We start from the raw sequence: 13,356 nt of genomic DNA, 5'->3' as shown, positions 1-13,356 counted from the left end.
GCCGGCCGATTCGGCGCTTGTCAATCTTGGGTTGAATATGATGCGCATCGCTCGCGCTGCTCCCGGGGCCGGCGGGCCGGGCGCGGCCGGAGAGCCGGTTTCGGCAAGGCGGCGCGGGGAAATGCGGCGCATTATCGTGAACCTGCGTGTTTTCGGTTGTCGCGTTCATGGCGCGGACGCTACCATGCCGCTGCCGTGAATGTCATCGGCAGGCGGCAGCCTTAAGGGCGGCCGCGTTCCACCAGAGGCAGAGGGGCCACAGGTTTGAAGCCCGCGACAGGGAATGAACCGGACAGGACGCCGGCAGGACAGGCTGCGCCCGAGACCGCGCGCAGCCATGTTTCCAGCAAGTTTATCCGGCGCGAGGCGGCGCTGGCCGCGTCGGACGCGAAACATGCCAAGATCATCGCGCAGCGCTTTTCGCTGCTGCGCACCCGCATCCTGCGCGAAATGCGCAGCCGCGACTGGAGCAGACTGGCCGTGGTCCCGCTGACGCCCGGCGCGGGGGGCACTTTCGTGGCGGTGAACCTGTCGCTTGCGCTGGCCCGGCAGCCGCATACCCAGGTGGCGCTGGTCGATCTGGACCTGGGCGGGCCCGACGTGGCGCGGCAACTGGCGATTCCGGGCTGCACCTCGGTCGGCGAGAGGCTGCGCGAGGGTGGCGGGCTCGACGGGTTGCTGGTCCGCGTGGACGAGGCGCCGAACCTGTCGGTGCTCGCGCCCGAGCGCGCCGACCCGGCCGCGGCCGAGCTGCTGCAGGACGAGGCGCTGGCCCAGGCGATGCGGAAGCTGCACGAGAGCCATCCGGCCGAGATGATGATCCTCGACACCGCGCCGCTTCTGGCCGAGGATGCGGCGCTGGCCGCCCTGCCGCTGGCCGATGCGTTGCTGCTGGTCGCCGACGGCCGCCAGGGCACCGCCGCCGACATGGCCGAGGCCGAGCGGCTGCTGGTCGGGATGCCCCCGGTGATGGGTGTCGTCCTGAACAAGTCGGAAGATTGACATTGTTTTTTTAAGAGACAGGGTTCGGAATTTTGGGACCGATTCAATCCTTGCAGGATCTGATCTCGATGATCTGGCGGCGGCTGCCGCTGGTGATGACGATCGTGGTCCTGGGCGTGCTGATTTCATTCTACCTGATCGTGTCCTCGCCCCGGGTCTACCAGGCTTCGGCGGTGATCCAGCTGGACATGCCGGCGGTGGACCAGGGCGTCGACAGCTCGCTGCCCGCCTCGCGCCGCGTGCAGCTGATCGAGCAGCGGCTGATGGCGCGGGCGAACCTGCGCGACGTGATCGAGCGGTTGGGGCTGTTCGCAGACACCGCCGGCCTCAGCGAGACCGAGAAGATCGGGGCGCTGCGCAGCTCGACCCGCATCGAAAGCATCACCGCGCCCGGCGTGTCGGTGGATTCGCGGCTGGCCCTGGCCGCCATCGTCATCACCTCGCAGGCCGAGACGCCGGCCATGGCCGCGGCGATTGCCAATGATTTCGCCGACAGCGTCGTGAACCGCGACCGCGAGAACCGCAAGGCGCGCATCCTGGAATCGCAGGAATATCTGCGCAGCGAGGAGATGCGCCTGAACGAGCAGCTTTCGGTGCAGGAACGCAAGGTCGTCGAATACAGCGCCCGCAACGAGGATTCGCTGCCGACCTCGCAGGAATTCCTGCAGACCGAGCTGGCCCAGCTGACCGAGATCGAAACCGCGCTGGACCGCGACATCATGACCCTGCAGCGCGAACGGCTGTCGCTGGAGGCGGGCGGCAGCGCGGCGGATGCGCGGCCCTCGGCCTCGCTGGTGCAGCAGATCCGCGGCGCCGAGATCGAGCTGGCGCAGGCCCGCCGCACGCTGGACCCCGACCACCCCGAGATCAAGCGGCTCGAGGAAAGCCTGGCGCGGCTGAACAGCGGCGCGGGCATCGGCGGATCGGACGTGCTTCGCCGCCAGGCCGAGCTGATCGACGCCCAGCTGGTCAAGCTGAACGAGCAGAAGGCCGGCATCGGCACGCGCCGCACCGAAATCGACCAGGCCCGCGCCCGCGCCCCGGAAGTCACGCGCGAGCTTGAGGCGATGCAGCGCGAGCAGCGCCGCCTGCAGGACCGCTACAACGAGATCTCGCGCCAGCTCGCCCAGGTCGAAACTCAGCAGATGCTGATGGAGAACGACCAGACCGAGCGCTTCGTGCTGCTGGAACGCGCCCTGCCGCCAGAATATCCGGCGCTTTCCAGCCGCAAGAAAAGCGCGGTGATGGGCGCCGCCGGCAGCATGACCCTGGCGCTGATCGTCGCCTTCGCGCTGGAGCTGATGAACCCGGTCCTGCGCCGCAGCACCCAATTCGCGCGGGCGACGGGAACCCGGCCGGTGATCTCGCTGCCCTATCGGCTGTCCGAGGCCGAGCTGCGCGCCCGCCGCCGCCGCAACATCTATCTGGTCGTCCTGCTGGTGGTCGGTGCGGTGGTGGCGCTGTGGCTGCTGGGCCGCATCCCCGGCCTGCCCTCGCCGGGCGTCGTCCCCACCCCGACCGACGGGATGGGGTGATGGAGGAACCGGCCCTGGAAGCCCCCGCCGCGGCGCCGCGCAAGGGCCTTGCATCGCGTGCCCTGGGCAGCGGTGCCTGGTCCATGGCCAATTTCGGCCTGGGCCAGATCATGCGGCTGGGCTCGAACCTGATCCTGACCCGCATCCTCAGCCCCGACGATTTCGGCCTGATGGCGCTGGTGACCAGTTTCCTGATCGGGCTCAGCATGTTCAGCGACATGGGCTTCGGCCCGTCGATCATGCAGAGCAAGCGCGGCGACGACCCGGATTTCCTCGACACGATCTGGACGCTGAAGATCGTCCGCGGCTTCCTGATCTTCCTGGCCGCCATGGCAATGGCCTGGCCGCTGTCGGTGTTCTACGACTCGCCGCTGTTCGGCTGGGTCTTTCCGGTGGCCGCCACCTCGATGATCGTCGGGGGCTTCCTGCCCACGCGCATCGACACCGCGGCGCGCCATCTGCAGATCGGCCGGCTGACGGTGATCGAGCTTGGCAACCAGCTGATCGGCATCCTGATCACCATCGCCGCCGCGCTGATCCTGCAATCGGTCTGGGCGCTGGTCTGGGGCAATGTGCTGGGCGCCTTTGCGCAGCTTTTGATGTTCCGCCTGTTCCTGCCCGGCCACCGCAACCGCTTCCGGCTTGAACCCGAGGCGCGGGCCGAGGTGATGAAGTTCGGCAAATGGATCTTTTTCAGCACCATCTGCGGCTTTCTGCTGTTCCAGGGCGACCGGATCATCCTGGGACGGGTGCTGACCCTGCATCAACTGGGCATCTACAATATCGGCCTGTTCCTGGCCACGGTGCCGGCGATGCTGGGCTCCTCGATCGGCGGACGGCTGTTCATCCCGTTATATCGCGAACACCCGCCATCCGAGGACGAGCATCACCGCCGCACGCTGGCGCGCACCCGCGCCGGGCTGACGGCGCTGCTGCTGTTTGCCGCCATCGTTCTGGCCTGGGCCGGGCCGCCGCTGGTCGGCCTGCTTTATGATGCGCGCTATGCCAGCGCCGGCGGGATTCTGGTGGCGATCGCCTGCATCCAGATGCTGCAGGTCATCCCGATCAGCTATGAATATTCGGCGCTGGCGGCGGGGGATTCGCGGGGCTTCTTCATCATGCAATCCTCGCGGGCGGGAATCTATTTCACCCTGGTCGCGGGCGGCGCCTTCCTTTACGGCCTGCCGGGGCTGCTGGTCGGCCAAGCGCTGTCGCAGATCTTCTGCTATCCGGTGACGGTCTGGCTGGCGCGCCGGCATGGCTGCTGGGACCCGCGCCACGACCTGATCGCCGCGCTGGTTGCCCTGGGCGCTGCCGGCTCGGTGCTGTTCGCGCATCGCCAAGCGGTTGTGGGGGCGCTGTTTTCCTAGGTCAGCTTCAAACATTTTTCCCCTTTCGGTTTCTTTGGTGCCGGGGCTATTGCATAAAGCCACGTCACGAGGAGAAACCGGATGAGCGACGACAATACCCCGCGCAAGTCCCGCATCACGCGGGAAGAGGCTCTGGCCTATCACCTGGAGCCCCGTCCGGGCAAATACGACATCGTCGCCTCGACCCCGATGGCGACGCAGCGCGACCTGTCGCTGGCCTATTCCCCCGGCGTCGCCGTTCCGGTCGAGGCCATCGCCGAACGGCCCGAGACCGCCTATGACTATACCGTCAAGGGCAACATGGTCGCGGTGATCTCGAACGGCACCGCGATCCTCGGCCTTGGCAATCTGGGCGCGCTGGCCTCGAAGCCGGTGATGGAGGGCAAGGCGGTGCTGTTCAAGCGCTTCGCCGACGTGAACGCCATCGACATCGAGCTGGACACCGAGGACCCGGACGAGATCATCAACGCCGTGCGGCTGATGGGCCCGACCTTCGGCGGCATCAATCTTGAGGACATCAAGGCGCCGGAATGCTTCATCATCGAGCAGCGGCTCAAGGAGCTCATGGACATTCCGGTCTTCCATGATGACCAGCACGGCACGGCGGTGATCTGCGCCGCCGGGCTGATCAACGCGCTGGAGCTGTCGGGCAAGAAGATCGAGGACGTGAAGATCGTGCTGAACGGCGCCGGCGCCGCCGGCATCGCCTGCCTGGAGCTGCTGAAATCCATGGGCGCGCGGCATGCGAACTGCATCATGTGCGACACCAAGGGCGTGATCTACCAGGGCCGCAGCGAGGGCATGAACCAGTGGAAATCCGCCCATGCCGTCGTGACCGAGGCGCGGACTCTGGAGGAGGCGATGAAGGGCGCCGACGTGTTCCTGGGCGTGTCGGCCAAGGGCGCGGTGACGCAGGACATGGTGCAGAGCATGGCCGAAAATCCGGTCATTTTCGCCATGGCCAACCCCGATCCCGAGATCACCCCCGAGGAGGCCCATGCGGTGCGCCCCGACGCCATCGTCGCCACCGGCCGCTCGGACTACCCGAACCAGGTCAATAACGTCCTGGGCTTTCCCTATCTGTTCCGCGGCGCGCTGGACATCCATGCCCGTGCCATCAATGACGAGATGAAGATCGCCTGCGCCCGGGCGCTGGCCGAACTGGCGCGCGAGGATGTGCCGGACGAGGTTGCCGTCGCCTATGGCCGCAAGCTGCAATTCGGCCGCGATTACATCATCCCGACGCCCTTCGACCCGCGGCTGATCCATGTCGTGCCGCCGGCGGTCGCCAAGGCGGGCATGGATACCGGCGTCGCCCGCCGGCCGATCATCGACATGGAAGGCTATGTCCAGTCGCTCAAGGCGCGCATGGACCCGACCGCCGCCATCCTGCAGGGCATCCATGCCCGCGCCCGGCAGGCCCAGGCCCGGATGATCTTTGCCGAGGGCGACGACCCGCGGGTGCTGCGCGCCGCCGTGGCCTGGCAGCGCGGCGGCATGGGCCAGTCCATCGTCGTCGGTCGCGAAAACGACGTGAAGGACAAGCTCGAGGCGGCCGGCCTGGGCGATGCGGCGCGCGAGATTTCGGTGGTCAATGCCGGCAATTCCCGGCATCTGGAGCAATATCACGAGACGCTTTACGCCCGGTTGCAGCGCAAGGGCTATGACCGCGAGGATGCGGTCAAGCTGGCCAATCGCGACCGGCATGTCTTTGCCTCGCTGATGCTGGCGCATGGCCATGGCGACGGGCTGGTGACCGGGGCGACGCGCAAGAACGCGCATGTGCTGTCGCAGATCGGCATGGTCTTCGACGTGACCCCCGCCGACGGCGCCGTGGGCATCACCGCGGTGCTGCATAACGGCCGCATCATCCTGATGGGCGATACGCTGGTGCATGAATGGCCCGAGGCCGAGGACCTGGCCGACATCGCCACCCGCGGCGCCCATGTCGCACGCGGGCTGGGGCTGGAACCGAAGGTCGCCTTCCTGTCCTTCTCGAACTTCGGCTATCCGGTCAGCGAGCGGGCGGTGAAGATGGCCCATGCCACCGAGGTGCTGGATGCCCGCCGCGTCGATTTCGAATACGAGGGCGAGATGACCGTCGACGTGGCGCTGAACCCGTCGCAGGCGGCGAAATACCCGTTCTCGCGGCTGAAGGGGCCGGCCAATGTGCTGGTGGTGCCGGCGCGGCACTCGGCCTCGATCTCGGTGAAGCTCTTGCAGGAGATGGCGGGGGCGACGGTGATCGGCCCGATCCTGACCGGGGTGCCGCAGCCGATCCAGATCTGCTCGACCGGCTCGACGGTGAACGACATCCTGAACATGGCCGCCATCGCGGCAGGCCGGTTGGGGCAGGTGAAATAGGCAGGCGGGCGCCCCGGCCACGGGGCGCCCGTCATAAGTCAGAACTTGTAGGACGCGCGGATCTGCACCATGTCCATATCCAGGTCGTTGCCGTCCACGCCGGCGCTGTCCTGCAGCACATCCTTGAAATCGTTGCGGGTATATTCCGCGCCGACGGTGAAGTGCTCGGCGACCTTGTAGTCGACGCCCAGGCCATAGGTCAGGCCGGTATCCGAGAATTCGTCGGTGTCCAGCTTGGCCGCGCCCAGCGTGGCATAGGGCAGGAACTTGCCCATGTCATAGCCCGCCCGCAGCCGCAGCCGGGTCATGTCGCCGTCGCTATAGGCTTCTTCGTCCGGCGAGAGCTTGTTGTAGTCCAGCTCGCCGCCCAGCACGAACTTGCCGAAGCCGCGCTGATAGCCGGCATGCACACCATAGGCGTCGAAATCGCCGAAATCCGGCTGCGTGCCGCGGTTGCCCAGATCGCCGCTGCCCTTGCCGTATTGCAGACCGGCATAGAAGCCGTTCCAGTTGCTCGGCTCGATCGTCATCGGCTCGATCGGGGCGACGACCGGCTGCTCGACCACCGGGGCGACATAGCCGCCGGCATAGGCACCGCCCGCGATCAGCGAGACGAGGGTTGCGTAACCAATTGCTTTCATTGTGAGTTCTCCATTTCTTGCGGGCCGGTGCGGCCCAGATCACTCGGGCCCAATGCCTAACATCCCAACCGCCGGATGGAAGCTTTTGCGGCACCGCAGCACGGACAAGTGTCAGCCGGTGACCGGCGCCCTCTGCCGTGACAGGGGAAATGCAAAGGGATGAACGGCTTAACCGCTCAAGCGGTCTTGAACAGGCGTGATCGGGCAAACCTGTTGTTTTTCAGATCGTTGCTACGATCAACGAATGCTGCCGCGCCGTCAGTCCCGAACGTCGCCGAAACACTCCCCCCGTGCGGCCTGTCGCTGGCGTTCGCGGAATCGGGCCCGGTCGGCCTCGGCATATTCGCCGGCGCAGCGGTGGCAGCTGACGCCTTCCTCGTATTCCGGGCGGTCGCGATCCTCGGGCGCCAGGGGCCGGCGGCAGGCATGGCAAAGCGCATGGCGGCCCTGGCGCAGCCCGTGGCCCAGGCTGACCCGCTTGTCGAAGACGAAGCATTCGCCGCGCCAGAGACTGCTCTCTTCGGGCATCTCCTCAAGGTATTTCAGGATGCCGCCTTTCAGGTGAAATACCTCGGGCACGCCCTCGCCCAGCAGAAAATTCGTGGATTTCTCGCAGCGGATACCGCCGGTGCAGAACATGGCGATGCGCTTGCCCGCGAAACGGTCGCGGTTCGCGCGCCACCAGGCCGGGAAGTCGCGAAAGCTGCTTGTGCCGGGATCGACGGCGCCGGCGAAGCTGCCGATCTCGACCTCGTAATCGTTGCGGGTGTCGATCACCGCCACGTCGGGGGCGCTGATCAGCGCGTTCCAGTCCTGCGGCGCGACATACCGGCCCACCGCGGCCAGCGGATCGACCTCGGGCTGGCCCATGGTGACGATCTCGCGCTTCAGCCGCACCTTCATGCGGCCGAAGGGCATGGTCTCGGCGGGGCTTTCCTTCCACTCCAGCGCCGCGCAGCCGGGCAGGGCGCGGATATGCGCCAGCACCGCGTCGACACCCTGGCGCGTGCCGGCGATGGTGCCGTTGATGCCCTCGGGCGCCAGCAGCAGCGTGCCCTTGACCCCCTGCGCGCAGGCGCATTTCGCCAGCGGCGCCTTCAGCGTCTCGGGGTCGGGAAAGCGGGTGAAATGGTAAAGCGCGGCGACGATCAGCATGGGCTGGCCATAGCGCCGCGCAGAGGTGCAATCAAGTTGCCGCATTGACGCCTCGGCCGCCTGCGCCTACCAATTTCCTTGGGAAAACAGGAGAGGCGCCGTGGCAAAAGCCCTGATCGTCATCGACATGCAGCTGGATTTCTGTCCGGGGGGGCGGCTTGCCGTGGCCGGCGGAGACGAGATCGTGGCGCCGATCAACGACCTGATGGCGGATTACGATGCCGTGGTGCTGACCCAAGACTGGCATCCGCACGACCATGCCAGCTTTGCCGACAACCACCCCGGCATCGCCGCATTTTCGCAGGTCGAGATGCCCTATGGCCCGCAGGTGCTGTGGCCGGCGCATTGCGTGATCGGATCGGTGGGGGCGGGGTTCCATCCGACGCTGGCCGTGGATTGCGCCGATCTGGTCATCCGCAAGGGTTTCCGCCCGCAGATCGACAGCTATTCGGCGTTTTTCGAGAACGACCGCCGCACGCCCACCGGCCTTGCCGGCTACCTGCGCGAACGTGGGCTGGACGATCTGACCTTCGTCGGCCTTGCGCATGATTTCTGCGTCGCCTGGTCGGCCATCGACGCGGCGAAGCTGGGCTTTTCCGCCACGGTGATCGAGGGCGCCACCCGCGCCATCGACCTGCACGGCTCGCGCGAGGCGGCCCGCGACGGCATGCGCAACGCGGGGGTGACATTGGCATGATGATCCCGACGGTCGATATCGCCACCCGCGTCTATAACCATAAATGGAAGATCGACCCGATCGTCCGCTCGTTGATCGACGACGATTTCTACAAGCTGCTGATGTGCCAGTCGGTGTTTCGCAACCGGCCCGACACGCAAGTCACCTTCAGCCTGATCAACCGCACCAGCCGCATCCGCCTGGCCGAGCTGATCGACGAGGGCGAGCTGCGCGAGCAACTGGATCATGTGCGCGGCCTGTCGCTGACGCGGGGCGAAAGCACCTGGCTGCGCGGCAATACCTTCTATGGCAAGCGGCAGATGTTCCGCCCGGATTTCATGGAGTTCCTGGAAAACCTGCGCCTGCCGGCCTATCATCTGGAAAAGCGCGACGGCCAGTACGAGTTGACCTTCGAGGGCCGCTGGCCCGAGGTCATGCTGTGGGAGATCCCGGCGCTGGCCATCATCATGGAGCTGCGCTCGCGCTCCGTGCTCAAGGACATGGGTCGGTTCGAGCTGCAGGTGCTTTATGCCCGCGCCATGGCCCGGCTATGGGAAAAGATCGAGGAATTGCGCAAGCTCGGCCCCGACCTGCGCATCGCCGATTTCGGCACCCGACGGCGGCACAGCTTCCTGTGGCAGGACTGGTGCGTGCAGGCCATGGTCGAGGGGCTGGGCGACCAGCGCTTCATCGGCACCTCGAACTGCCTGATCGCCATGCGCCGCGACATCGAGGCCATCGGCACCAATGCCCACGAACTGCCGATGGTCTATGCCGCGCTGGCCGACAGCGACGAGGAATTGCGCCAGGCGCCCTATCGCGTGCTGGCCGACTGGCATGAAGAACATGACGGGATGCTGCGCATCATCCTGCCCGACACCTATGGCACCAAGGGCTTCCTCGAGCACGCGCCGGACTGGCTGGCCGGCTGGACCGGCATCCGCGTCGACAGCGGCGACCCGGCCGAAGGGGCCGAGACGGCGATCCGCTGGTGGCAGGACCGCGGCGAGGATCCGCGCAACAAGCTGATCATCTTCTCGGACGGGCTGGACGTGGACCGGATCAAGGCGCTGTTCCAGCGCTTCCACGGCAGGGTGAAGGTCAGTTTCGGCTGGGGCACGCTGCTGACCAACGATTTCCGCGGGCTGGTGCCGGGCGACGGGCTGGCGCCGTTCTCGCTGGTCTGCAAGGCGGTGGCGGCCGAGGGGCGGCCGACCGTCAAGCTGTCCGACAATCCCGAAAAGGCCACTGGGCCGCAGGACGAGATCGAGCGTTACAAGCGCATCTTCGGCGTCGGCCGCCAGCAGCGCATGGACGTGGTGGTCTAGACCGGGAAATGGGCAGGCCCCGGCATGTGGTGGTCCGGGGCCTTGGGTGTCAGCGCGAAAGCGCCGGTTGCAGCTCGCGGCGGTTGGCAGCATGGCGCTTGGCGAGCTGCCGTCCCTCGCGACCGTTGCCGATCCTGCGCGCAGGTTCCCGCGCGCAGGTTTCCGACAGCAGTTCGGGGAACAGCGCCAGGATTTCGGCGCGGGCGGCAGGCGAGACCGCTTTCAGCGCTTCGGCGCCGGTGAACAGCGATTCGGTCTGCGCCCCTTCCGAGCACAGGATCTCGTGCCGGTCGAACAGCAGGTGATAATAGGTCAGCGCCTCGCAATCCTCGACCAGTTCGATGCCGTCGATGTCGGTCAGATGCTTGGCGGCGACCAGAACCTCGGCCGTGCCGCAGACCCGCTCGGCGATCTTCGAACTGACCAGGATGCGGTGCTGCTGCGAGACGTAAAGGTCGCGACTGGGCAGGTCCGGGCCAAGCGCGCCGGCGCGGATGCGCACCGGGCGCAGCTTCTCGAAGGCCCGCAGCAACGCGCCGTCGATCTGTTTCGAGCCGATCCAGCGCAGCGGCTGCGTGCCGTGGTCGCGGGTGACGATCATGTCGCCGACCCGCAGATCCTCGACCGGCACCTCGCCGCGCTCGGTCAGGATCAGCGTGCCGTGGCGGAAGCAGACGAAAGCCGGAGCATCCTCAAGCCCGTAGCGCGAGGTGTCTATGCTGTTGAAATCGCTGCGCTCATAGCTGGTCAGGGTAATCGATTGGATCGCCTTGCTGGTGACGCCGTCGATCTCGGCCTGGGTGGCCGAGGCGGGCGGCGGCAGCAGCACCAGGCTGCCGCCGGTGTCCTGCAGGACGCGCAGCTGCACATCGCTGGCGCTGGTGCCGTCGGCATAGGTTACGGTGCCGCGATAGATGATCCCGGTATCGGCGTAATGGCTCACGCCGTTATGGACGCCGTATTCGTTCGGGGGCGAGCCCCATAGATTGTTGAAAGAAATGGCGTTGTCGTCGTTGCCGTCATGCAGTGTGATAGTATTGATCTCGCGCGCCAGCGGCTGATCGGCGCTGCCGAAGGTGGATCCCACCAGCTCCGAGGCGTTCTCGGCGCCGGTGCTGAATTCGTCGGGATCCAGATCCCGATGCGTTCCAAGATAGATGACACGGATCGACGTCGTTGTCGGCATGGCAGACCCTAATCGCTAACAAACCCCCGCAGATGAGGGCACAAAACACATTCAACCACTGCGCCATGCCGGATCGGCAGTGCCGATCGCCGCATGGAGGAGACAGGGCGGAAAAACAAAACCGCGCGTCTCTACCCGTTAGCTAAAGGATGATTCGACTTTTATTAACCTGTCGAAATGGGCAGGTTTCCGCTCATCTGCGCATAGCATCGCAAGAATTTCAATGAGTTGCACAGAATCCGCGATGCGGGAACCGGAAGGGGCGGCATGATCGTGACGTAGGGTCACGATCATGCCGTTGGTCAAATCCGATCGCGCCAGCGGTTGACCAGCGGGTAGCGCCGGTCCAGCCAGAAAGCCTTGGTCGAGATGCGCGGCCCGGGCGCTGCCTGGTAACGCTTCCATTCGCTGCCATAAAGCAGGGTCTCGACCTTTTTGACCGTTTCGGGCTCGAAGCCTTGCGCGACCAGATCCTTCAGCGCCAGGTCCTTCTCGACCAGCCCTTCCAGGATTGCGTCCAGCACCTCATAGGGCGGCAGGCTGTCCTGGTCCTTCTGGTTCGGCCGCAGCTCGGCCGAGGGCGGTTTCGAGATGATCTGCGGCGGGATCACCTCGCCCGCCGGGCCCTGCATCCAGTCGCGATGGTTCCGGTTGCGCCAGCGGCAGGTCTCGAAAACGCGGGTCTTGTAAAGATCCTTGATCGGGTTGTAGCCGCCGGCCATGTCGCCATAGATCGTGGCATAGCCGACCGCGACCTCGGACTTGTTGCCGGTGGTCAGCAGCAGCTCGCCGAACTTGTTCGACAGCGCCATCAGCATCACGCCGCGCAGCCGGGACTGGATGTTTTCCTCGGTGATGTCGGGCTGGGTGCCTTCCATCAGATGCGCCAGGGCATTCTCCACCGCGTCGCGGGCACCTTCGATCTGCACGGTATCCAGCCGGGTGCCCAGCCGCCCGGCGCAATCGGCGGCATCCTCGAGGCTGGCCTGCGAGGTGTATTCGCTGGGCAGCATGACGCAGCGCAGGTTCTCGGGGCCGATGGCGTCGCTGGCGATGGTGGCGACCAGCGCCGAGTCGATGCCGCCCGACAGGCCCAGCACCGCCTTGCGGAACCCGGACTTGCGCATGTAGTCGCGCAAGCCCTCCATCATGGCGCGGTAGTCCTGCTCCCACTCGTCGGGCTGATGGTCCATGCGGCCCGGCACCGCCCGCCAGCCCTGCGGCGTGCGGGTGAAATCGACATGGGCCAGCATCTCGTCGAAGGGGGCAAGCTGCATGACCTTGACCGCGCCGCCGTCCTCGCCCGGGTTCAGCACGAAGCTGCCGCCGTCATAGACCTGGTCGTCCTGCCCGCCGACCGAGTTCAGGTAGATCAGCGGCAGATCGGTCTCGACCACCCGGGCGACCATGTGGCCCATGCGCAGGTCCAGCTTGTTGCGGTGATAGGGGCTGCCGTTCGGGACCAGCAGGATTTCGGCCCCGGTCTCGGCCAGGGTTTCGCAGACCTCGGGCCACCAGGCGTCCTCGCAGACCGGGCTGCCGATGCGCAGCCCGTCCAGACTGTAGGGGCCCGAGATCGGCCCGACATTGAACAGCCGCCATTCGTCGAAAAGCTGCTTGTGCGGCAGTTCGTGCTTCAGCACCCGCGCCACCACCTTGCCGCCGCGAAGGATCCAATAGGCGTTGTAAAGCCGGTCTTCCTCGGCATAAGGGCCGCCGATGCCGATGGCGGGGCCGTCCACGCAGTCCCGCGCCAGATCGACGATGCGGGCCATGGCTTCCTGGGTGAAGCCGGGCTTCAGCACCAGGTCCTGGGTCTGGTAGCCGGTGATGAACATCTCGGGCAGGGCCAGCAGGTTGGCGCCGGCCTCGCGTGCCGCGGCCCAGGCCTCGCGCGCCTTGGCGGCATTGCCGGGCAGGTCGCCCACGGTCGGGTTCAGCTGTCCAAGGGTGATGCGGAACGTGTCGGTCATGGCGCTTCCTTTACCCGGGTCTCGCCCCGTTGATAGGTCAGCGCGCGGCAAAGGAAAAGTCGGGCTTTGCGCCGGCACGCCCCTTGCGATAAACCGATGCCAAAAGCAGCAACGAGGCGGAGTGCA

Annotated in this window: 10 protein-coding genes; 6 read left to right on the top strand and 4 right to left on the bottom strand. The window is 66.3% G+C overall.

Annotated elements, in window-relative coordinates; genetic code table 11:
* The first annotated feature begins 264 nt into the window (after positions 1-264).
* From ACFOMP_RS14565 to ACFOMP_RS14550, 4 genes are all read left to right on the top strand, one after another.
* Positions 265-1,002 (top strand): chromosome partitioning protein, encoded by a 738-nt coding sequence (locus tag ACFOMP_RS14565; protein WP_289894254.1) that lies wholly within the window; start codon positions 265-267, stop codon positions 1,000-1,002.
* A 50-nt stretch (positions 1,003-1,052) separates the two neighbouring features.
* Positions 1,053-2,537, top strand: coding sequence for a GumC family protein (locus ACFOMP_RS14560; protein ID WP_379031788.1), 1,485 nt, complete (start codon positions 1,053-1,055; stop codon positions 2,535-2,537).
* Positions 2,537-3,907, top strand: coding sequence for an oligosaccharide flippase family protein (locus ACFOMP_RS14555; RefSeq protein ID WP_379031785.1), 1,371 nt, complete (start codon positions 2,537-2,539; stop codon positions 3,905-3,907). The genes ACFOMP_RS14560 and ACFOMP_RS14555 overlap by 1 nt, the downstream gene beginning before the upstream one ends.
* A gap of 81 nt (positions 3,908-3,988) precedes the next feature.
* Complete coding sequence (locus ACFOMP_RS14550) at positions 3,989-6,271, top strand: NADP-dependent malic enzyme (protein WP_289894251.1); 2,283 nt, start codon at positions 3,989-3,991, stop codon at positions 6,269-6,271.
* A 38-nt stretch (positions 6,272-6,309) separates the two neighbouring features.
* On the opposite strand, the gene ACFOMP_RS14545 is transcribed toward ACFOMP_RS14550, so the two are convergent.
* Both ACFOMP_RS14545 and trhO read right to left on the bottom strand, forming a co-directional pair.
* Complete coding sequence (locus tag ACFOMP_RS14545) at positions 6,310-6,912, bottom strand: outer membrane protein (protein ID WP_019351416.1); 603 nt, start codon at positions 6,910-6,912, stop codon at positions 6,310-6,312.
* A gap of 258 nt (positions 6,913-7,170) precedes the next feature.
* The gene (gene trhO / locus ACFOMP_RS14540) at positions 7,171-8,067 is read right to left on the bottom strand and encodes an oxygen-dependent tRNA uridine(34) hydroxylase TrhO (RefSeq protein WP_289894819.1); all 897 of its coding nucleotides are present in this window, start codon (positions 8,065-8,067) and stop codon (positions 7,171-7,173) included.
* A 100-nt stretch (positions 8,068-8,167) separates the two neighbouring features.
* Here trhO and pncA point away from each other — a divergent pair, with 100 nt between their 5' ends.
* The gene (gene pncA / locus ACFOMP_RS14535) at positions 8,168-8,764 is read left to right on the top strand and encodes a bifunctional nicotinamidase/pyrazinamidase (RefSeq protein ID WP_379031781.1); all 597 of its coding nucleotides are present in this window, start codon (positions 8,168-8,170) and stop codon (positions 8,762-8,764) included.
* Positions 8,761-10,071 (top strand): nicotinate phosphoribosyltransferase, encoded by a 1,311-nt coding sequence (gene pncB, locus ACFOMP_RS14530; protein ID WP_289894248.1) that lies wholly within the window; start codon positions 8,761-8,763, stop codon positions 10,069-10,071. The genes pncA and pncB overlap by 4 nt, the downstream gene beginning before the upstream one ends.
* Before the next feature lie 49 nt (positions 10,072-10,120).
* Here the strand turns inward: pncB and ACFOMP_RS14525 are convergent, their stop codons facing one another.
* Together ACFOMP_RS14525 and ACFOMP_RS14520 are read right to left on the bottom strand one after the other, a co-directional pair.
* On the bottom strand, positions 10,121-11,257 hold the full coding sequence (locus tag ACFOMP_RS14525) for a Hint domain-containing protein (protein WP_379031778.1): 1,137 nt from the start codon (positions 11,255-11,257) through the stop codon (positions 10,121-10,123).
* Positions 11,258-11,559: 302 nt separating this feature from the next.
* Complete coding sequence (locus ACFOMP_RS14520; RefSeq protein ID WP_379031775.1) at positions 11,560-13,230, bottom strand: NAD+ synthase; 1,671 nt, start codon at positions 13,228-13,230, stop codon at positions 11,560-11,562.
* Positions 13,231-13,356 lie beyond the last annotated feature (126 nt).

The organism is Paracoccus simplex, assembly GCF_042648325.1.
In the GTDB taxonomy this organism is placed as follows: domain Bacteria; phylum Pseudomonadota; class Alphaproteobacteria; order Rhodobacterales; family Rhodobacteraceae; genus Paracoccus; species Paracoccus simplex.
This window is presented reverse-complemented; position numbering and strand designations above follow the sequence as displayed.

Coding starts and splice junctions, on each gene's coding strand:
- ACFOMP_RS14555 (WP_379031785.1), top strand. CDS start 2,537: ATGGAGGAACCGGCCCTGGAAGCCCCCGCCGCGGCGCCGCGCAAGGGC.
- ACFOMP_RS14550 (WP_289894251.1), top strand. CDS start 3,989: ATGAGCGACGACAATACCCCGCGCAAGTCCCGCATCACGCGGGAAGAG.
- ACFOMP_RS14545 (WP_019351416.1), bottom strand. CDS start 6,912: ATGAAAGCAATTGGTTACGCAACCCTCGTCTCGCTGATCGCGGGCGGT.
- trhO (WP_289894819.1), bottom strand. CDS start 8,067: ATGCTGATCGTCGCCGCGCTTTACCATTTCACCCGCTTTCCCGACCCC.
- pncB (WP_289894248.1), top strand. CDS start 8,761: ATGATGATCCCGACGGTCGATATCGCCACCCGCGTCTATAACCATAAA.
- ACFOMP_RS14525 (WP_379031778.1), bottom strand. CDS start 11,257: ATGCCGACAACGACGTCGATCCGTGTCATCTATCTTGGAACGCATCGG.
- ACFOMP_RS14520 (WP_379031775.1), bottom strand. CDS start 13,230: ATGACCGACACGTTCCGCATCACCCTTGGACAGCTGAACCCGACCGTG.